Raw genomic sequence first — 21,164 nt, forward strand, 5'->3', positions numbered from 1 at the left:
CTGCTTGGGGTCAATCTTTGAAAACGTCTATCCAATGCCGAGTAGACGCATCATGCTCAGCAGAGACTTTTTTCTCTCCCGACAGTTCCTGCAAAATCCCGTTCGCCAGTACTTTCCCGTATTCCACCCCCCACTGATCGAAGGGGTTGATCCCCCAGATCAAGGCCTGCACAAATATCTTGTGCTCGTACAAGGCCAGCAGGGCGCCTAGCGAGAAGGGGTTCAGGCGAGGTAACACAATTAGGGTGTTAGGGCGGCCGCCCGAGTGCACGCGATGGTGGGCCAGTTCGGCAGCCTGCTCGCCCAGACCTTGTTGTTCGCACTCGGCCAGGGCCTGCTCGTAGGTTTTGCCGCGCATCAAGGCTTCGCGCTGTGCCAGGCAGTTCGCCAGCAGCAGATTATGGTGCTCGGCCTGATTGTGGTCCGCCTGTTGGCACACAATAAAGTCCACAGGAGCGCCATCGCTGCCCTGGTGTAGCCACTGATAGAAGGTGTGTTGTGCGTCTGTTCCAGCCAGGCCCCAGACGGCTGCGCCGGTAGCGATTCCAACCGGCTCACCGCTGGTGGTGACGGACTTGCCCAACGACTCCATATCCAGTTGCTGAATGTAGGGCACCAGATTGCCCAGGCGGAAGTCGTAGGGGGAAATGTTCAGTGAGCCATAACCCAGCACACTGCGGTTGACCACGCCAGCCAGTGCCATTTGCACGGGCACGTTGGAGGCGATGGGGGCTTCCTGAAAATGCTGGTCCATGGCTGCAGCGCCTGACAACATCCCGGCCACCACATCACTGCTAACCGCTAAAGCCGTGGTTAAGCTGACTGCCGACCACAGGGAGAAGCGGCCACCTACCCAATCCCAGAATTGGAAGACATTTTTTTGTGGAATCCCCCAGTTGGAGGCCGTTTCAGGGCGGGCGGTGACCGCAACGATTTGTTCGTAGGGGTTGGCAACGCCAGCGGCCTGCAGCCATTCCAGGGCCCGCTGTCCGTTCTTGAGAGTCTCGGTCGTGGTGAAGGATTTGGAGGCGATCACGATCAGGGTGTCGTGAGGGTCCATACCCGACAGTGCATGCTCCAGCGCATGGCCGTCGATATTGGCTAGAAAGCGTACGTTGCGCCAGCTGTGGCGATAGCCAAAGGCCGCCAGGGACAGGCGCACGCCCCAGTCGCTGCCACCAATACCAATATGGATTATGTTGCGCCAGCGGCGCTCGGAGTCGGCTACGCGCACGAATTCGTTCATGCGCTCGCGTTCCTTGGCGACTTCCGCCATGGGGGCGGGGGCGCGCAGGGCGCTGTGCCAGGCCGCGCGTTGTTCGGTGCCGTTGACGATGCCGCCGTTTAGCAACTGTTTGCGTGCCGTGTTGAAATGGCGGGCTGCTAAAAGAGCGGCTCCGGCTGCCTGAAGTTCCGGCGAATGCCGCTGTCCACTCAAGTCCACTTGCAAGCCTGCGGCTTTCAGGCAATGCAGGTCCAACGCGTATCGATCAGACTGGTGTGCTGCCTCGCAAAACCCGGTCCATTCTGGCAGACCGGGTAAAGGGGCGGCAGAGGGAAGGATTTCAGCGTTCAGGGGCATGGGGTTTTGGCCTGCAGTAGACGAAACCGCCATTGTACGAGGCTTTATCGGGCTTGAGCGTCTGCCGGTAAGCGGGTTTGTCTTGGTGTTTACGAGTGCATCCGTACTAGCTGATCACCATCGTAGGGCAGCACCCATGCCTGCAAACCAGGATCGCCAGCCAGTACCCGCGCAATCTCTGGCGGTGACATCCAGGAGAAAGCCGTGGACAGAGCGTCGGCTATCGTGGCGTTCCCAGCCACGACAGAGACACTGCGATACAAAGGACGGGCCTGACCATTGGCGGGGTTGAACAGATGGGTGACGGAGCCATCCCGGCTAAGTGCTGTGCCTGCTCCTGACGAGGTGCTGACTGCCTGATTGTGTACATCCAGATTCAACAAACTGGCTGGTTCTGCTTGATCGCCTGCCAGACCGACGCGCCAGGGACGATTTCCCGGAGCCGTGCCCAGGCTGCGTATCTCGCCCATATCGACCAAAGCGTGCTCCAGGCCCGCCTGTTTCAGCTGTTCAGTGATGCGATCGGTGATGTAGCCCTGAGCAATCCCGTTCAGGGTCAGGGCCATGCCGGGGTGTTGTAGCAGGACTGTGTCACCTTGAATGTGGATGGCTTGATAGCCGACTTGCTGCAGCGTTTGGCTAATCTCGGCGGCATCAGGGATGGAAGCTTTAGCGCTGCGTTGGGCTGCCTGGCTATACAGCTCCCAGAGCACCTGCACGGTTGGATCAAAGGCCCCGTTCGTTAATTCACTCAGGCGTTGTGACTCCAGCAGCAGCCGCGTCAGATCGCCGGGGGCTTGCTTCAGATATCCATCGCGATTCAGGCGGCGCAAGGCGCTGTCTTGTTCATACAGACTGAATATTCGCTCCAGCCGTCGCACTTCGGACAGGGCCTGATCGATCAGGGTTTGTGCGAAAACCGGGTCGGGATGGTGAATATGCAGTTGTGCGTCCGCACCTAAAGCCACCCCTTGCCAGGAGCTGAGCGGGGTAGTGGCTGCTTGCATCGCTTTGACGGCCCAGGGCACGCAAGTCAGGGCGCTGGTCGCGGCCACGATACCGATAAAACGACGGCGGGAAACAGGAGTAGAAGTCATGGCAAATACCTGGGATCAGGAAGATAAGCGTTTCAAGGCAGCGTGACCGCACCAAAGATGTAGTTCTCCGGCATCTCGGCAAAGCGAACCACTTGGCCGCCATGCTGTTGCTGGAAGTCCTTGGCGGCCTGCTCCTGGCTAAAGGGCAGGGCATCGATGGTGCCCATGCCACCGGTGTAGCGGCTGTAGATCAGATACCAGGCATCTTGTGCCGGTATCCAGGCTTGGTCGGGGAACAGGCCGTCCTGATTGCGTTGGGCCATGTCTTGCACATAGGTGGCGGCAATGGCCTTGGATTCTTCAGGCAACATGGTGTAGGCAAAGACCTCGCGTATGGTAGTGAACCAGAGCGGCGCTTCGCGTTCGCGCAGAAGGATTTGTCCTTTGGGGCCTTGATGCTCGAACAGGTACATGCCGCAGTAGTGGCCTACAGCGGTTTGTGGGATCTGGACGACGGGAGGCGGCGGGGCTTGCACCTGTTCTGGTTGTCCGCAGGCAGCCAGTATCAGACCCAGGCACAGCAACAGAAGAGTGCGCAGTTTTTTCATAGTGCTTTTCTTTTGAATACCAGGCTTGCCAGACCAAAAGGCACGGCGATCCACAGCAGCAGAACGCTCATCAACACACTGGCGGGCAGACGAGCCTGTTCGCTTAAACCGGCCATACCAGCAAACATGGCGACATTCTCGTAGCCGGTCAGATTCAGCAGGCGGTACACGTCGGTGGGGTTGAACAGCAGGATGATGTTCAGCCAGGAAGCGGTGATCATGGCACCTTGGTCAGCGACCAGAATACCCAGCAGAGCCATGTCATAAATCACCACGAAAAACAGCCAGATACCGATGGCCAGTCCGGCCGCAGTGGCACGTTCTCTGACCAGGGTGCTGATGAAATAGCCCATGGACAGGAAGCTGGCGCCGAGCAGAACGCTGGCACCCATCATGGCCAGAAAGGGCGTCCAGACGCTGAAGTCCAGGCCGCCATGTGCCACTTGCAAGGTGACGCCTGCCAGGCCGTAGCCCACCACCGTGGACAGGCTCAGGATCAGGGCATGGCCCAGGAATTTACCGACCAGAACCTGCCAGCGATGGACGGGGTAGCTCAGCAGCAAGGACATGGTGCCGCGCTCGATCTCGCCCACAATGGCGTCGTAGGACAGCAGCATGGCGATCAGCGGGATCAGAAAAATAGACAGGCTGGACAGGCTGACAACCGTGACTGTCAACGGATCTACCTTGACGCTGCCCGTGGGGGCGCTGCCCAGAAAGCCCAGAGACAAAGCCAGTGCGGCCAGCAAGAGGGTGACCGCCAGTACCCAACGATTGCGCAATCCGTCGCGCACTTCCTTTTGGATGATGATCAGGACAGGGTTCATGGCTTAGTAATCCTCGCGCTTCAAAAAATGCGCATACAACTCGTCCAGACCGGGGGATTCCAGCTCCAGGTCGGTTAATCCTTGAATGGCATGCGCTTCGCGCAGAATCTGGATTTTTTCGGCTTCGGTGCAATGACGTTCCAGGCGATTTGCACCGATGGCATTCCAGTGCTGTGGAACAGAATCGGGGATCTGCTCCACGGTCAGGCGGATACGTACCGGCAAGCCAGCGTGTTGGCGCAATTCGGACAAGGTGCCATCAGCAATCTTGCGTCCTTGTTGCATCACGATGATGCGGTCTGCCAGACGTTCCATCTCCGCCAGAGCGTGGGTACTGAGCAGGATGGTGGCCCCGGCATCGCGCAGTTCTTGGACGATTTCGTAGAACAGCAGTCGGGAAGCGGGGTCCAGGCCAGTAGTCGGCTCGTCCAGCAAGAGCACGCGGGGTTGGCCCAGCAGGGTCTGGGCCAGGGCCAGACGTTGGCGCATGCCTTTGGAGTAAGTGCCGACACGCTTGTGGGCGGCTTGGGCAATACCTACGCGGGCCAGCAGGGCTTGATTGTCTTTAAGTGGCAGCCCTTTTAGTCGAGCATAAAAGGCCAGCGTTTCCGTGCCTGTCAGTGCCGGGTGGAGGGCGACCGTTTCGGGCAAATAGCCGATGTGGGCGCGCAGGCGGGCAGCCTGGGGCGAACCGGCGTCATGATCCAGTAAAGATACCTTGCCTTCATCGGCGCGGATCAGGCCCAGAATCAGCTTGATGACAGTACTTTTGCCTGCGCCATTGTGGCCAGCCAGTACCGTGCATTGACCAGGGTAAAGCTCGAAGTTCACCGCGTTGGCGGCACGCTGCTGGCCATACAGCTTGCTGACATTGGCCAGCGCGACAGGGGCCGTGCAGTTATTGGATGGAGTCATGATTGGCCTTGTAGCGCTCCCAGACGGGATTGTCGGGCGCACGCATCAGCGGTGCGCTATCGATGATGCCGCCGGGCAAAATGGCAGGGAATTGGGTTTGCGCCCAGCGCACAATGGAAACGGCGGGGCTGTTCAAGAGCACGCGGGCCGAAGGGGCTCGCCACACCAGCTGTTCAATCAGGCCATTGGGGCGATAAGCGGTGTCACCAATGCCGTCACCGTTCAGGTCAAAGGCGCTGTGATCGCTCCAGTAATTGCCCCGGTCCTTGCTGGACCACTCCAGGTAGCGGGTACCCACATACTTCACCTGATTCTGGTTCTGGATGAAGGCGTTTTCCGTGATCTCATTGCCCTCGGAACCGGCGGTGTAGTGCACCCCGATCTGTGTGTTCTGAATCAGGTTGCCGGAGATCTTGTTGAAGTTGGCGTTGTAGAGAAAGACGCCTTTTTCGGCACCGTCCACGATATTGTCAGTAATGGTCGATTGCTGAGCGGCATTGAGCATCAAGCCTTGATGCGTGCTGTTGATGCTGATGTTTTCACGTACTGTCAGGAACTGCGAAAACATCAGGGCATAGGCAATGTCATTGCCTATGGAAACATTGCTGCTGACCTCGCTGTTATTGGTGTACATGTAGTGCACCGCATAGCGCAGCTGGGTAAAGCGGTTGTGGCTGAAAACATTGTCGCGGCTGGTATTGGAAAAAATCCCGTCGCGACCCCAGGAAATATCGTTGTACAAGATGCGTGAGCCGGGGGAGTTCCACAGCGTGACGCCATTGCCGCGCTCATTCAGACGCAGCTCTTTATTGCCCACTATGGTGTTGTGTTGCACCAGCGCGTTATGGGGCCCCCAGACATATACCCCCACCAGATTGTCGAGGATGTCGTTGTTTTCAATCAGGGCGTTATGGGCGGGTTTATCCAGGAATATGCCTGCATCCATGTCGGGCAGGCTCAAGCCGGAATTACGCACGGTAATCTGACGTATCTGCACATCTTCCGCCTGCACCCACACCGTGCGACCTTCACGTTCGCCCATCAACACGGCTTGCCGGTCGTTGGGGCCTTGAAGTGTCAAGGGCTTGTTCACGATGATATTGCCCTGATACGTGCCGGGAGCCAGCATCAGGATGTCACCGGCTTGGGCGGCATCGATAGCGGCTTGCAGCGATGTATCGGCAGGCACTTCAATGGTGGCCGCTTGCGCAGCCAGACCACTGGCCGTAAGGGCCAGGACCGTAAGCGGCTTGAAGGCCAGCCTCAGCACCAGGGTTGGGCTGAGGCATCGTGCACGGATAGGGAGCAGGCAGAAAGGCTTCATGTCACCGTCAGGCTTTGGGTTTCACGTTCATCTGACCGGACATTTCCATGTGCAGTGCGTGGCAGAACCACTGGCAGTAGTACCAATGCACACCGGGGCGGGAGGCCGTGAAGGTGACCGAGCTGGTTTGCTGCGGTCCAATTTCCATGGCCACGCCGTAGCCGGACAAGGTAAAGCCGTGGGTCAAGTCCTCGATCATTTCCATATTGGTGACGACGACGGTGACCTCATCGCCCTGATTGACCTCGAAGCTGGGCACGGAGAACACGGGTGCCACGGCGGTCATGTAGACCCGCACCTTGTTGCCATCCCGAATGACTTTGGACGCACCCTCCAGGGTGACGCCGTCTTTTTCAGCCATTTTCCGTGCGCCGTCCCACCATGGGTCGTCACGAGTCCAGACGCGCTTGGGGCGCACTTTGTCAGCAGCAACCAGCAGCATGTCGTGTGGTTCGGCAAAGCTTGGGCCATCGTGAACCAGCTTCATGACGTCGCCCGAAATGTCGATCAGTTGATCGTTTTCTGGCTTGAGCGGGCCTACGTTCAGGAAGCGGTCTTTGGAGAACTTGTTCAGCGAGACCAGCCATTTACCATCGGCCTCTTTGGTCTCGCCCATGGTGGTGTGGTTGTGGCCGGGCTGGTAGTGCACGTCCAGTTTCTGGATGATGGGGTCTACGTCCTTGCCCTGGTAAGCCTCAATGGCTTTGGCCATATTCCACTTCACGATCTGGCTGTCGATAAACAGCGTGGTGTAGGCATTGCCGCGGCCGTCATAGGCCGTGTGCAGTGGGCCAAGACCCAGTTGAGGCTCTGCCACTACGCAGTCGCGCGGTTTGATCTTGTCTGCGAACAAGTCGTCCAGGCGGCGCACGTCAATCATGGTGACGGTGGGCGAGAGCTTGCCGTTAAACACCACGTGGATGCCATCGGGGCTGGCATTGCAACCGTGCGGGGAGTTGGGCACAGGAATGTAGCGGGTATAGCGCGAACCTTTGCGGCCATCCAGCACTTTGACGCCCTGCATCTCTTTGAAGTCGCCTTTCTTGACGCCGTCTTCAATGGCCTTCAGGTTGAACACCACCGCCCAGTCCTGCTCGTTGGCGCTCATCTCGCCGACGTCCAGCCCCTTTTCAGAGTTGTAGCAGGTGGAGAAGGCGTACTTGCCCTGGTAGTCGGCGTCGCAGTTGTCCAGGTTGCCATCCACGATCACCTGCCAGGCAATTTCCATGGTGTCGCCATCAATGGCGGTAAAGACAGAGAAGTAGTTCTCTTTGGGGTTGCCGAAGATGGTGCCGTTATTGGGCAGGGGAACGATGTGTTCGCCGTTGCAGAACACATAGCCGGTGCGGGGATAACGTTGGGGGCGCAGGCCGTGGATGCCGTCGGCATTGGGGATCTCGATGATCTTGTCGCATTTCATGACATCGCAGCGCACGCGAGCTACGCGGTTATTAGCCTTGTCATTGATGTAGATGAAGCGCCCGTCGTAAGTCCCGTCGGTAAAGGACATATGGGGGTGGTGAGCATCGCCGTTAGGCAGGATGCCGCCCAAGGAGTCAGCAAAGGCCAGGGTTTCAGGCGTCAGGTTGGCGCGCATGATCTGGCGGCTTTCGTTGGTAATGCCCCAGCCCGTCGCGCTGCAAATGTTGAAAATCGGGATGCGCATTAGCTCGCGCATGGAGGGTAGACCCATGATGCGGATCTCGCCGGACTGACCGCCGGAGTTGAAGGCGTAGTACTGGTCCAGTTCACCCGGCTCAATGTGGGCATTTTGCCCGTCCGGTGCTTTTTTCGTATCGGCCAGGGCATTGCCAATATGGGTGGCGCTGACGACTGCGGCACCTGACAAGGCGGCGGTGCCCAGAAAGGCGCGGCGACTCAAGCCGTGTTTATCCTGTGTGTTCTCGGACATGGTGTGATCTTCCTTTTGTGTGATGACGTGACCGACTTGGCGCTGGGGCGCGCCCAGCCGTCTCACGGCGTGGCTGGCGTGGAATCGGTACTGTCTACGCTGCGTGGACGCACGGTAGGGCGGGCAGCAGCATCGTCTTGCAGCGAGCTGGCAACGGCAACGGGGGCCGGTTTATCTCGCTTGCGCTTGGCGATCTTTTGAATCAGGTGCGGGCATTTTTTCTCGTGGTGATACAGCATCTGGCAGTTCAGGCACTGGATGCACTCGTTGGGGTTGATCGGGCCTTCTGGCTCGATGGCTTGGACGGGGCAGTCGGTTGCACAGCGCTGACAGGGGTTGCCACACATGGGGTAGCGACGCAGCCAGTCAAAGATGCGCAAGCGGGCGGGGATAGCCAGGGCAGCGCCCAGGGCACAGAGGTAGCGGCAGTAAAAGCGCTCGATGAACAGGCTGGCAATCAGCAGCAAGACGGCAAAGATGGTGAAGGGCCAGTCGCGGATGAATTTCAGGATAATGGCGGTCTTGAAGGGTTCGACTTCGGCCATCTTTTCCGCCACGGCCATGTCGTACAGGGCAAAGCCAAACAGCAGAATGAAGATCACGTATTTGATGGACACCAGGCGCTTATGGGCGCTGTAGGCTACCTTGATTTGCGGAATGCGCAGGAAGCGGGCCAGTTTGTTGGCCAGCTCTTGCAGCGCCCCAAAGGGACAGAGCCAGCCACAGAAGGCACCCCGGTTCCAGAAGATCAGGGAGATGGCGGTGGCGATCCACAGAATGAAGACCAGCGGATCCATCAGGAAGTACTCCCAGCGGAAATCGGTGCGCAGTGCGTGGGAGAAAGTCAGTACGTTCACCACGGACAACTGGGCCGAGGCGTACCAGCCAATCCAGACCAGGGAGAACAGCAGAAAGCCGATGCGAAAGCGCTGGTAGAACACTTCGTGCTTGGTTAGCGTGTCCTGAAAGAAGAAGACTCCACCCAAGGTCAGCAAGGACAGCAGCAGCACGGCAATCTGCACTTTCTTGCCCGCCCAGATTTGCTTGTACAAAGGCTCGCTGGCGGTTTCCAGGTCATCGTGCGCTGCGGTATCGGGGGCCGCTGCAACTGCTGCTGGAGGGGGCACTGTCAAATAGGCGTCAGGAAGCTGGTAATTCAGGTTCAGCGTGACAAAGGCTTTGTCCTTGACGCTTAGCACACGCTGGACCAGCAGTTGGAGCCGCCAGGGCTGGACCGGATCAAAGGTAGCAGTAGCCGGAATTTTGAACAGGGCGGCTTCTTTGAAGTCAGGGGCATTGGCAGCTTTCACGCCGGGCAGACGCTGGTGGTCGAGATCGGTGAAGTGAAAGCTGTCCAGATCCTGGACGATCTCGATACGGTCAAAAATCCCGCCGCGTACATAGCCTGACCCTTTGAAGGAGTACAACCCGTTCCCGACGACCAGCATGGCTTGCTGACCGGGTTTCAGCTCTTGCTGCAGGTACGTGTAGTCAGATTCGCCCAGCAAGCTTTTTCCAATGCTGGGCACGCTGACCAGGGCGGCGTACAGATCAATAAAAGTGTCTTGTGGGTCGCCTTCCTGCGGATGGGCGGCGGCTTCCGTGCGACCACTGTCGATGAAAGCCTGGTTGATGTCGGCCACACTGACGTGCAGGCGTTGGATAGCACCGCTTTGGAGCAACTCATCCCAACTGGCAATGGTTTGATTGCTGCTGTCTATGTTGCGTTTGACTGCCGCCGGTGCTGTGGCGGGGGCGGCAGGCTGGCCTATGCCTTCTTGCCGGGCCACCAGTTGCGAAGAGCGCATGATGCTGTCACCGACCACCATCAAGGTCACGGTGGCGCCACTGATAATGTCGACAGGTGGTGGTGCGCCGGGTTTGGGACGGTTCTTGATGTAGTTCTGACCCACATAGCCCTGAATGAAGGCCTCTACCCGTGATTCGGGGATGCCGATCAAGACAATGGGTTCATGATGTTCCAGCAGTTTGGCAGCGACAATGCTGCCATCCATGCTCATGGCGACCAGGGTGTCGATGGGGAAGCTGGAGTAACCACGGGTGTTGACGATGTCGGTGGTGACGTACACATATCCCAGTTGTTCTTGATCTTTAAAGACTTTGGCGACGGGTAGCGTGCCGGCTGGCTCGCTGGTGTGGGTGGCGGTGGGAAAGATCTCGTTAAGGGCAATGTCCGGCAAGAAATGGGCAATGCGTGAACTGGAGTGTGCCGGAGGACTGCTCAGACAGGCTGCCAGTACAAAAAGCAGGAGCCAGATAATACGGAACTGAACATGCCGGGCAACGCGATTGAGGGACGTCATTTCTTACCACCTGCAACAAGATTCTTGCGAGATGGTAGGGGTTACCCTTTGTTTACTCTTTGTGTCAGAGCAAGGACAGATTCTGACAAGAGTGGATGTGGGTCGGCGTCAGCCGGTCCTTGATCTGTGAGGAATGATGGCAGGCTTTGCTGGCCGGGCTTTAGATGAGGTTCAGCCTTGCTGACGCAAATAATTCAGGACCGCGTCGGCATCACCCTGAAAAATGATCCGTTCCGCTTTTTGTTCGCGTTGATAGGCGTACATGGGGTCGTAGTATTGCGTCAGCAAACCACCGATCCAGTCCCGGTGACCCTCCAGCGCGCCGCTGCGCTCCTGCTCCTGCAAGGCATCGTCCATGATGGCGGCCAGTTGCTGGTAGCGTTGATGGCCCAGGCGCTTGGTAATGCGGGCCAGGCTTTGACGCAGTTGTTCGGCAAAGAGTGCAAAGCCTGTTTGCGGCTCGTATTGGGCTGTGTATTCCGCGTGCAGGTTCTGGACGTAATCGCGCACGATGCGCGTAATGCGGTTTTCCAGGCTATCTTCCAGCCAGATGATGGACCACTGCTGCATCCCCCGGTACAGGCCCAGTGGCAGGCTGCAACGGCCTATGGTTTGGCTTTCATCTTCCAGGACGAAGCGCTGGTGCCCTTGGTCCGTTTTTTTGAGCATGGCGATCGATAGCCTGTGCTCGAAGTCGATCTGGCTGGGTTGGCTGGTGGCGTGTTTGCCAAAGCTGGAACCACGATGATGTGCGTAGCCTTCCAGGTCCAGACTGTTATCAAGCTGCTGCAGGACATCGGTTTTGCCCGTGCCTGTCATGCCGCCCAGAACCTGAAAATGGGCGTTGCCGACGGTTTGTTCCAGGTTATTCAGCAAAAAGCCACGCATAGCCTTGTAGCCGCCCACTACGCGGGGATAGGGAATGCCTGCCTCTTCGCGCAGCCAGGTTTGTGTGATCTGGCTGCGCAGGCCACCTCGAAAGCAATACAGGTAGCCGTCGGGATGGTCTTGCGTAAATTGTGCCCAGGCCTGCAGGCGAGCTTGCTTGAGCTGGCCACTGACCAGCTTGTTACCCAAGGCAATGGCGGCATCCTGGCCATGTTGCTTGTAGCAGATCCCCACCAGGTGACGCTCCTCGTCGTTCATCAGTGGCAGGTTCAATGCGCCGGGAAAGGCGCCTTTACTGAATTCGATGGGAGCGCGAGCGTCCATCAAAGGCACATCGTTCAGGAACAGCTCGCGGTAGTGGTGGGTATCAGGACGCATCAAGCGATTTCGACGGCGTGGGTTTTGGCGGGGATGAATTCCCCGATGGCTTCCAGGGTCAGGCCCAGTTCTTGTGCTGTTGCCAGAAACTCGGCAGTGGCAGCAGGCTCTACGGCGATCAGCAAACCGCCGCTGGTTTGTGGGTCGCACAGAATGTTGATCTGATCCTGGCTGATAGGAGCGATGCGATGGCCGTAGCTGTCGAAGTTGCGTTGCGTGCCGCCGGGCACACAGCCTTCTTGCAGGTAGTATTCAATGCCGGGCAACAGGGGCACACGATCCAGATTCAGACGGGCGGTCAGGCCGCTGCCATCTGCCATTTCGATCAGGTGGCCCAGCAGACCAAAGCCAGTCACATCGGTCATGGCTTTAACACCGGGCAGTTGTGCAAAGCGGTTGCCGGGCTTGTTGAGCGTGCACATCCAGTCGCGGGCCAGGTTTTGATCTTCAGGACGAAGCTTGGCTTTTTTCTCGGCCGTGGTCAGCACGCCAATACCCAAAGGCTTGGTCAGATAGAGCTGGCAGCCTTCGGTTGCGGTGTCGTTGCGTTTTAACTGGCCTTTATCAACTACGCCAGTTACAGCCAGACCAAAAATAGGCTCGGGGGCATCAATGGAGTGACCACCGGCCAGGGTGATGCCAGCGGCATCGCAAGCCGCACGCCCACCACGCACGACCTCGCGGGCGACTTCAGGGGACAGGACATTGATGGGCCAGCCCAAAATGGCGATGGCCATGATCGGTTTACCACCCATGGCGTAGATATCGCTGATGGCGTTGGTCGCAGCAATGCGCCCAAAGTCATACGGATCGTCCACGATGGGCATGAAAAAGTCGGTGGTCGAGACGACGCCTGTTTCCTCATTCAAACCGTACACAGCCGCATCATCACGTGATGTATTGCCTACCCACAGGTTCGGGTCCACATTCTGGGCTCCGCTTCCCGCCAGGATTATGTCCAATACTTTGGGGGAAATCTTGCAGCCGCAACCGGCTCCATGACTGTATTGGGTCAGACGAATGGGAGTATCCATGAGCGCGTACCAAGAAAGAGGTTGAAGATGAAATGATACTAAATTGCCCCTATGCCCTGCAGGCTTTTGCTACGGAAAGGGCAGAGGTCGAACGCGCTGGGCCAACTGGTCGGCGGCCACCCACTGTGCAAATTGCTCGCCCAGTCGCTGGCTTTGTTCGACGGAGTTTTGCCAGGCAATACGCCGGTCTGCGTCGGGTAAACGCTTGTAGTCGGAGCGATCGGGGATTTTGCGGTCTTTTAGACGCCGATAGAAACGTTCGGTCGGGCACAGCAAAATCAGATTGTCCAGGTTGTGACGGCGGCGAGCCTTTTGCCAACGGGGCAGGTATTTGTCGAACCAGCTGGCGCTGATCTTTTGAGTGAAATGCGGAAACAAGGTCAAGCCTGGGCTATCCAGATCCAGAGCGCAGAAGTTGTAGTCGACTAGGCCTCCATCCCGGTATAGACCGGCAGGCCAGTTATGGGCGGCATTCACACCGTCAATCACGAGTGGAATAGCGGTGCTGGCGGCCAGGGTCTCGAACAGATTGTGCTGATCCAGTGCGGCGTAGCGAGCCAGGTCTTGATGTCTGCCGTGAATGGGCAGGGGGCTACGAGTGTCGTGCACGATGACCCGCTCAAAGAACCAGTGGGGGATAGCAGGGTGCACATAATTGCCGACCATGCAGCTGAGCAGGGCTGCGCCAAGCTGTTTGGGGTTGCGGGAACCCGCCCAGCCCTTGCTGCGTGCCACGGTAATGGCGAAGCGATAGCGTGGATGGTTCAGGATCGCAGCCTGTGAGTCGGCGTCCCCCAGCAAGGTTTTCAGCATGGTCTGGGTCGACCGGGTAATGTCCGCTACCGTGGATTTGGGCAGAAAGGGGCTGTGTATATAAAGCTGCGCAAAGTCCGCAAAGGCTTTGTGCGGATCGCTCTGGGCCGCACAGGCAAAGCGCCAGGAAGCGATGGAACTGCCAAATAGCCATAGCGGCTCATCATGTGTGTTGAGCCAGTCGCCAAACAAATACTGATCCAGCCCGGTTAGCGCCAAAGCCTTGGGTCCACCCGCACTGCCAATCAGCGTGCTGATGTCCTTGGCATGCAAGCCATTGCTTTGAATATGACGATAAGCACGAGGCCCGGCGTAGATCGCGAGATCAGACTCGGTGGACGACAAGATCAGCTCCCGAATGTGGTGATTCTGTAGCCAGAAAGCTGGCTAACCAGGCTTTAGTCTAGCGCTGTTGGAGTGAGGTCGGGAGGGCTCTCTTGGATTGAGGTGGGATAAGATACCGCCCGTGCTGCTCCAGGCGGGGCAGCACGGGCGGGCATAGCGATCAAGCATCCGGACTCCTGCTGGAGTCCGAAGTAAAGCGTGGAGTATTAGAAGCTGGCAGTCAACGTTGCGTAGTATTGGCGACCAGGTTCGTTATAGGTGTTGGCACCTTGGCCGCTACCCGAGTCTTCACGGTACAAGCGTTTGTCGAACAGGTTGTTCACGCCCAGACGGATGTTCGTGGACTTGGTGACCTGGTAAGCGCCGCTCAGACCGAAGATGGCATATGAACCACGTTCACGCAGGCCATCGCCTTTCACTTCCGAGTTATTGGACAGGTTGTGCGAGCGTGGCTTTTGCTTGCCATACAGTGTGGCAGTAGCCAGCAAGGACAGCTTGTCGTTGACGCGCCAGTCCAGCGTGCTGTTCAGGGTGTAGCGGGGGATGACAGTCAAAGGCTGGTTCGTTTCCTTGGACTTGTTGGTGATCATGTAAGTCAGGTTGTTGCTCAGGCTCAGCGTGTCACCGTTCTCGCCCAGAATCGGGATAGTCAGGTTGCCTTCCAGACCACGGATCACTGCCTTGCCGGAGTTCACCCACTGGAATGGGCGGACCAGGGAGCCGCCAATGTACACCGCATCCGGAATGGTCTGGTCGCCCATATCGGCCACAATCTTGTTGCTGTAGTCGTTCTGGAAGTAAGTCAGACCTGCTGCCCAGCCCGCGTTGTCGTAAGCCAGACCAATTTCCTTGTTGATACTGCGTTCGGGCGACAGATTGTCGTTACCGAAGATGTAGCAAGGACCGCTTACGCGTTGACCAGTTACCGGGTCGTACGGGCAACCGTTGCCGCGTGTTTGATACAGGTAGTTGGGGTTGGATTGATACAGGTTAGGTGCTTTGAAAGCGCGGGCGATACCGCCTTTCAGGGTGATGCTGTCGGTGATGAAGTAGGAGGCGTTCAGGCTGGGGCTCCAGTTGTCACCGAACTTGCTGTGATGGTCGAACCGCACTCCTGGTGTCACGGTCAAGGCGTCGGTCAGCTCGATATTGCCTTCCACATAGGCGGCTGTTGTACGGGCCTTGCTTTTGGAATCCGTGTTTTTGTTGATGGTTTGGCCAGAGCGAGTGGCGTAGTCATCATCCAGGCTTTGATCGCGGTGCTCGAACCCGACCGTCATCAAGACGTGCTTGCTGGCGATCTGCAAAGGTGTGTTGTATTCGCCCGAGATATTGAGCGAACGCAGCTCGGAAACCGAGCCGGCACCGGGGTTGGAGATGCTGCCCTCAACGGCACCGGCCAGGCCCTCATTCAAACGTGAGTTGGTCGTGCCTTCATATGCAAAGGTCAGGCGGGAGCGGCGGCCCTGGCCGTAGTCACCATAGTGGCTGAGCGAGCCGGCGCGACGATACATGATGTTCGTTTCAGCCCCATCTTCGGCAAGTGATGCAATGGTTTGCGTGCTGCGGCTAAACAGACGCTCTCCCGAGTAGATATTGCCTTGGCGGCTGAATGAGCCTTCCAGCTCCATACGGTGGTCCCGGTTGATATCCAGGCGCAGCAAGCCGTTAACGTCTTTATTGCGTACCCCCTCGCGGCCCGCTGGTGGCACGGTGGTCTCGTTCACCTCCATGCCGGAAGCCTGGGCGTTCAACGCGGGTTTGTCGGCATCTGTCTTGGCGATATTGCCGTAGACGCGGAAAGACAGCTTGTCGGCAATGGGACCGGACAAGTTAAAGCCGGTACGACGTGTGGAGCCGTAGTCGCTGTCCTCAGGAATCAGACCGTAGGCGGTTACCGAGCCGGAGAAAGTATCGGTAGGCGCTTTTGTGATGATGTTCACGACACCACCGGCAGCACCAGAGCCATAGCGAGCAGCAGCCGGGCCACGCAGCACTTCAATGCGTTCGATGGCGTTGACGGGCACCCAGTTGCTGTCACCACGGGTATTACGTTCACCGTCGCGCCCCATGCGAATGGAGTCGCGCGAGCTGACAGGTTTGCCGTCAATCAGGATCAGGGTGTTTTCAGGGCCCATGCCGCGCAAGTCGATCTGGCGGCTATTGCCGTAGGAACCGGATGGGCTGTTACCGGTCAGGTTCACGCCGGGCATGGTGCGGATCAGTTCGGACAGGTCGTTGGCGGGAGGGCGTTTTTCAATATCCTTGGCAGTAATTGTGGACACGCCAGGAGCCTGTTTGACGGCTTCTTCTGCCGAAGGCAAGACACGAATTTCTTCCAGCGAGGTGACCCCACCACGGACGTTGGAAGTTTGTGCCTGTGCACTGAAACTGGCTGCCAAAGCCGTGGCGAGCAGGCCCAATGCAAAGATCGGGCGGCGAGCCGGAGGCGCCAATAAATTCATAATCACTTTCCTAGTAAATGATAAACAGAATGAGAATTGTTCGCGATCAGGATTGTGTTTAAAAATGTGACGGCTGTCGAGAAAGCTGACGGATTTGTGGTGTGTAAAACACGGTCAAAGTAAAGGGGAATTATTTTTCTGAATTGACACTTAGCTTCCTGCCAAGAAAACATGGGTGTTTTTTGGCATTTCCATGTCCTGGTCGGTGTGGTCCCCAGACAGCGCGTTTTGAGGCTGTTGCTTGATGAAAGATCACACGCATTTAAAGGAATTCTTGTGACAAGTACTCTAAACCTCTCCAAGCCCACTTTGATCGCCCGCGCCCAGGAGCAGATGCAGGCTCAGTTTCAGGTTCCGAAACGTAGTGTTAGAGAAAAGCTGGCTCTGACCTGTCGCATCCTGTTTGATGGTGGTCATGATTCGGGCTTGGCGGGGCAGATTACGGCGCGGGGCGAGCAGGAAGGTACGTATTTCACCCAGCAGTTAGGGCTAGGGTTTGATGAAATCAGCGTGTCCAATATCTTGCTGGTGGATGAAGATCTGACGGTTCTGGAAGGTCAGGGCATGCCCAACCCTGCCAACCGTTTTCATTCCTGGGTGTATCGTGCGCGTCCTGATGTCAATTGCATTATTCATACCCATCCTCTGCATGTCGCGTCCTTATCCATGCTGGGCGTGCCCCTGGAGGTGTCCCATATGGATAACTGCACGCTGTACGAGGATTGCGCTTTTCTGAAGGACTGGCCTGGTGTGCCTGTAGGCAATGAGGAAGGGCAGATTATTTCCCGGGCCCTGGGTGATAAGCGGGCGATCTTGCTGGCGCATCATGGCATGTTGATTGCGGCCAGCTCTGTTGAGGAGGCCTGTGTGCTTGCCCTGCAGTTCGAGCGTGCCGCGCGGATGCAGTTGCTGGCCATGTCAGCCGGAAAGATCAAACCCATATTGCCGGAGTTGGGGCGCGAGGCACACGACTGGATTTTGCGCCCTCGCCGGTCCGAGATCGGGTTTGAATATTACGTGCGCAAGGCGTTGAAGCATCATGTCGATGCGCTCGAGTAAAAAGATGGGGGCTGTTTGGGGGCGAGTCAGCTTGGAGCAGTGCTTTGGCCCAAAGGTCGGTGGCGGAAAGCAGCAGGAGTCGAACCTACCTGGGAACGTCTGACGCCCCCAACCGGGTTTGAAGCCCGGCCGTGCCACCGGGCACGGATGCTTTCCTTCAAGAGGCCCTATCATACGTTAGGGCCGATGACGCTTCAACGATCAGGGCCTTGCCTGCTCTGGTTCCCGCATGAAGCTCCGGGCTCAGTCCGCCGCTGCCCAGGCTTCACCTCGTAATACATGGCGATCACGCACACGTCGTGTATAGCCGACGCGATCAAAGAACTCCAGAATCTGAATGGCCCGTTTGCGGCCCAGTCCCGTTGCGTCCCGGAACTGCGCGGCGCTGACGCCTTGGCCGCTGTGCAGCTCCTTGACGATATTGGCTAGCACCGCGATCTGGCGGCGGTGATAGAACAGGTCATGCACGATCTGAAACAGCTCCCCCTGGCGTACCAGTCGGCGCAGTACGTTGCGGGTCTGGTCTTCCGGGGCTTCGGTTTCTTTGGCCAGATCGCGTGTCCACGGAGGGTCGAAGCGGCCTGCCTCGATCAGGGGCAGCAGGGCGGTGGCTAAAGCTTGGTCTTCGGCGCTCAGGGTGACGCGGTGGCCTGGCGTATGCAGCCAGGCTCCTTGTCGGGCCAGGCGCTGTTCTGCCAGCAGATATTCGGTCAGGAGCTGCCAGATTGCGTCGGGCATGGTGGGGACGGCCATACGTCGCAAGCGGCTGTTGGACAGGCCCGGCTCGTCCGGATTGCGCTCGTGGAACTGCAGCATCACGCTTTCTATGTGCTGACACAGCGCTTCCAGGCGTGCATCGCTCAACAAGATAGGCTGACTTTGTGGGCGAGATCCGGTGTGCCAGCGGGCATTGGCGGGGGCGCTCAAGCCTTGTTGAGATCCTCCCGACAGACGCAGCAGTGTTGCTTCGTCCAGACCGTAAGGCGCTTGGGCCAGCAGGCCCTCCAATGGTCCGCCACGCGTCCATTGCGCCAAGGCATGCAGCCAGGCCAGGCGCGTTGCGGAGCGTCGTTTGCGGTCCGGTGCATTCGGGTCCAGCACAATCCCGCCGCCGACTGTTTCGCTGGCCTGGGCATTGCGCAAAATAAAGCGCTCGCCCGTCATGGTGCAGATCGGGCGGTCAAAGACCAGCTGGACCTTGCCGGTCTGGCCGGGCTGCAAGGACTCGCCATCCAAAGGCACGGCATGGGCCGTCAGGTGAGCAGCCCCCATGTGGACATGCCAGGGCGACCAGGTACGTAGGGCGGGAATATCTTTGTCCAGCAGGCTCAGTTCCACATCGATACGTGTGGAGGGGATGAAGCAGCGGGCGTCGGCCAGCCAGTCGCCACGCTCGATATCCTGTACATCAATTCCGCCCAGGTTCAGGGCACAACGCTGGCCGGTACGAGCCTGGCGCGAGGCCTGATTCTGGGCGTGAATGCTGCGTACTCGTACGGGTGTACCGCGTGGCATCAGGCGCAAGTCTATAGCCGGGCCGTCCAGGTCCAGCACGCCATCGTGCACTGTGCCGGTCACGACGGTGCCGTGACCTTGCAAGGTGAAGACGCGGTCAATGGCCAGGCGGAAATAGCCTTGGCCATCCTGCTTGGTGGCTTGCATGGCCTGTGCATGCAGATGCTGGCGCAGTGCTTCCAGGCCGGGTTTGTCGGCGGACAGGGCATCAACAACGAAGATGGGGGCATTGTCCAGAAAGCTTCCTTGGACAAGTGCTTGCAGCTCGGCTTTGACGGATTCAATTCTGGCAGCATCAGCGCGATCCGCCTTGCTCAGGACGATGGCTCCCGCCTGCAAACCCAGCAATTGCAGTACGGCCAGATGCTCGCGGGTTTGCGGCATGACGCCGTCATCTGCGGCCACGATCAGCAGGCCAAAATCAATGCCGGTCGCACCCGCGACCATGGTGTGCACCAGACGTTCGTGACCGGGCACATCAATAAAGCCCAGGATCTGTCCGTCGGGCAAAGGCGTATAGGCATAGCCCAGCTGGATGGAGATGCCGCGCTTTTTTTCCTCTTCCAGACGATCGGTATCCACGCCGGTCAAGGCGCGGATCAAGGTGGTTTTGCCGTGATCGATATGTCCTGCGGTGCCAACAATCATGCTTGCTCGGGAATCAGTTGTGCGCTGAAGGCGGCCTCAAAGGGCTCTTCCAGGCAGCGCAAGTCCAGCCAAAAGGCATCTTGCGCAATGCGCCCGATGACGGGCTGGGGCAAAGTGCGCAGGCGTTTTTCCAGTTGAGTCAGATGGCGGCCCGGACGGCCTGTGCCTTGGTAGGCAAAGCGCAGTCCAAAGCTGGGCAGTACGTCTTCGGGCAACGCACCGCTGCCGATCTGGCTCAGCATGGCAGTGGGTTCGACTGCAAATTGTGTCCCCACCCATTGCTGCAAGACAGGGGCCAAACGTAGTGCTTGGGCACGCATTTCAGCTGAAGGTCGAGTCAGCAGACGCAAGGTGGTCAGGTGCTCGGGCAGGCGCTCTGGCGAACGGTACAAGGCCAGCACAGGTTCCAGTGCGGCCAAGGTGATTTTGCCCACGCGCAGAGCACGTTTGAGCGGGTTTTTCTTGATCTTGGCGATCAGGTCTGCACGGCCTACGATCAGACCGGCTTGGGGGCCACCCAGCAGCTTGTCGCCGCTGAAGGTCACGATATTGGCACCGGCTTCGATGGTCTCGCGCACGGTGGGCTCAGGCGGCAGGCCCCATTGGCTCAGGTCCACCAAGGTGCCGCTGCCCAGATCCACGCTGGTGGGCAGGCCGTGTTTTTTGGCTATCTGTGCAACTTCTTCGACCGAAACGCTTTTGGTGAAGCCTTTGACAGCGTAGTTGCTGCAATGCACCTTCATCAACATGGCGCTGCGCTCGTTGATGGCGTTTTCGTAGTCAGCCGCGTGGGTACGGTTGGTGGTGCCTACCTCATGCAGACGAGCACCGGCACGCTTCATGATGTCGGGAATACGAAAGGCCCCGCCAATTTCAACCAGCTCGCCGCGTGACACCACGGTCTCACGGCGGGGGCTCAGGGTGCTGAGCATCAGCAGCACGGCAGCCGCATTATTGTTCACGACTGTGGCGGCTTCAGCGCCGGTCAGTTCGCAGAGTAAGGGGTTGATCAAGTCATCGCGGTCGCCTCGGCCACCGGTTTCCAGATCAAATTCCAGATTGGCGGGCGAGCGCATGGCCTGGACAACAGCCTGTATGGCTTCATCCGGCAGCATCGCACGCCCAAGATTGGTGTGCAGTACGGTGCCGGTCAGGTTAAAGACCGGGCGTAGCTGCAAGCGGGATTCTTCCTGCAGTTGTGCTTGCAGTGCTTTGGCAAGCTGAGCGGGCTCCAGGTCCTGAGGGCTTAGTGCTCCCTTCAACACGGCCTCCCGCAGTGCCTGCAAATGGGCACGAGTGCGTTGACTCAGGCGTGTGTGACCGAACTGGCTTAGCAAGGGCTCGAACTCTGGCGAGCGCAGCAAGCGATCCAGGGAAGGGATGTGGGCGGGGGAGAGTTCAGGCGTAGGGCTCATCATTCAAAGGCAGGCGTTTGAGTCTATGGGCAGGGTCCGTCAGCTACGCCTTGTGCTCGGGGCAGCAAGGCGTAG

The 21,164-nt window shown here is 58.3% G+C and carries 15 protein-coding genes and 1 tRNA gene; 1 reads left to right on the plus strand and 15 read right to left on the minus strand.

The annotated features are described in order from the left end of the window. Positions 1 to 10: 10 nt before the first annotated feature. From pgi to M2Q46_RS14025, 12 genes are all read right to left on the minus strand, one after another. Positions 11 to 1,582: a glucose-6-phosphate isomerase gene (pgi, locus tag M2Q46_RS13970; protein ID WP_302357485.1), complete on the minus strand. Its 1,572-nt coding sequence runs from the start codon at positions 1,580 to 1,582 to the stop codon at positions 11 to 13. Between the two features lie 89 nt (positions 1,583 to 1,671). Then, the gene (locus tag M2Q46_RS13975) at positions 1,672 to 2,679 is read right to left on the minus strand and encodes an FAD:protein FMN transferase (protein WP_060185427.1); all 1,008 of its coding nucleotides are present in this window, start codon (positions 2,677 to 2,679) and stop codon (positions 1,672 to 1,674) included. 32 nt (positions 2,680 to 2,711) lie between these two features. Then, positions 2,712 to 3,227: a nitrous oxide reductase accessory protein NosL gene (locus M2Q46_RS13980; protein WP_302357486.1), complete on the minus strand. Its 516-nt coding sequence runs from the start codon at positions 3,225 to 3,227 to the stop codon at positions 2,712 to 2,714. Then, positions 3,224 to 4,054, minus strand: a complete 831-nt coding sequence (locus M2Q46_RS13985; protein WP_009463485.1) for an ABC transporter permease — start codon at positions 4,052 to 4,054, stop codon at positions 3,224 to 3,226. Before M2Q46_RS13985 ends, M2Q46_RS13980 begins: the two co-directional genes overlap by 4 nt. A 3-nt stretch (positions 4,055 to 4,057) precedes the next feature. Beyond that, positions 4,058 to 4,969 carry an ABC transporter ATP-binding protein gene (locus M2Q46_RS13990; protein WP_302357487.1) on the minus strand — a complete coding sequence of 304 codons (912 nt, stop codon included), beginning with the start codon at positions 4,967 to 4,969 and terminating at the stop codon, positions 4,058 to 4,060. After that, positions 4,953 to 6,293: a nitrous oxide reductase family maturation protein NosD gene (locus tag M2Q46_RS13995; protein WP_302357488.1), complete on the minus strand. Its 1,341-nt coding sequence runs from the start codon at positions 6,291 to 6,293 to the stop codon at positions 4,953 to 4,955. The genes M2Q46_RS13990 and M2Q46_RS13995 overlap by 17 nt, the downstream gene beginning before the upstream one ends. Positions 6,294 to 6,300: 7 nt before the next feature. Further along, complete coding sequence (gene nosZ, locus M2Q46_RS14000) at positions 6,301 to 8,205, minus strand: TAT-dependent nitrous-oxide reductase (RefSeq protein WP_021447219.1); 1,905 nt, start codon at positions 8,203 to 8,205, stop codon at positions 6,301 to 6,303. 62 nt (positions 8,206 to 8,267) lie between these two features. Continuing rightward, positions 8,268 to 10,529 (minus strand): NosR/NirI family protein, encoded by a 2,262-nt coding sequence (locus tag M2Q46_RS14005; RefSeq protein ID WP_302357489.1) that lies wholly within the window; start codon positions 10,527 to 10,529, stop codon positions 8,268 to 8,270. Positions 10,530 to 10,700: 171 nt separating this feature from the next. Continuing rightward, on the minus strand, positions 10,701 to 11,795 hold the full coding sequence (gene mnmH, locus M2Q46_RS14010; RefSeq protein ID WP_060185423.1) for a tRNA 2-selenouridine(34) synthase MnmH: 1,095 nt from the start codon (positions 11,793 to 11,795) through the stop codon (positions 10,701 to 10,703). Beyond that, positions 11,795 to 12,829, minus strand: coding sequence for a selenide, water dikinase SelD (gene selD / locus M2Q46_RS14015; RefSeq protein ID WP_060185422.1), 1,035 nt, complete (start codon positions 12,827 to 12,829; stop codon positions 11,795 to 11,797). The genes mnmH and selD overlap by 1 nt, the downstream gene beginning before the upstream one ends. Positions 12,830 to 12,898: 69 nt before the next feature. Further along, a complete protein-coding gene (locus tag M2Q46_RS14020) occupies positions 12,899 to 13,987 on the minus strand; it encodes a hypothetical protein (protein ID WP_009463475.1) in 1,089 nt (362 codons plus the stop codon). A gap of 206 nt (positions 13,988 to 14,193) precedes the next feature. Further along, entirely contained in the window at positions 14,194 to 16,452 is a 2,259-nt protein-coding gene (locus tag M2Q46_RS14025; protein WP_302357490.1) for a FepA family TonB-dependent siderophore receptor, read from the minus strand. Between the two features lie 276 nt (positions 16,453 to 16,728). Between M2Q46_RS14025 and M2Q46_RS14030 the strand changes: the two genes are divergently transcribed. Then, positions 16,729 to 17,511, plus strand: a complete 783-nt coding sequence (locus M2Q46_RS14030; protein ID WP_083054837.1) for an aldolase — start codon at positions 16,729 to 16,731, stop codon at positions 17,509 to 17,511. A 60-nt stretch (positions 17,512 to 17,571) separates the two neighbouring features. Here the strand turns inward: M2Q46_RS14030 and M2Q46_RS14035 are convergent. The 3 genes from M2Q46_RS14035 to selA form a co-directional block, all read right to left on the minus strand. Next, a tRNA-Sec gene (locus M2Q46_RS14035) sits at positions 17,572 to 17,667 on the minus strand. A gap of 87 nt (positions 17,668 to 17,754) precedes the next feature. After that, positions 17,755 to 19,674 carry a selenocysteine-specific translation elongation factor gene (gene selB, locus M2Q46_RS14040; protein WP_302357492.1) on the minus strand — a complete coding sequence of 640 codons (1,920 nt, stop codon included), beginning with the start codon at positions 19,672 to 19,674 and terminating at the stop codon, positions 17,755 to 17,757. Beyond that, the gene (gene selA / locus M2Q46_RS14045; protein ID WP_302357648.1) at positions 19,671 to 21,089 is read right to left on the minus strand and encodes an L-seryl-tRNA(Sec) selenium transferase; all 1,419 of its coding nucleotides are present in this window, start codon (positions 21,087 to 21,089) and stop codon (positions 19,671 to 19,673) included. Before selA ends, selB begins: the two co-directional genes overlap by 4 nt. Positions 21,090 to 21,164: the final 75 nt, after the last annotated feature.

This window comes from Alcaligenes sp. YSL9 (assembly GCF_030515105.1).
Taxonomy (GTDB): Bacteria; Pseudomonadota; Gammaproteobacteria; order Burkholderiales; family Burkholderiaceae_B; genus Alcaligenes; species Alcaligenes phenolicus.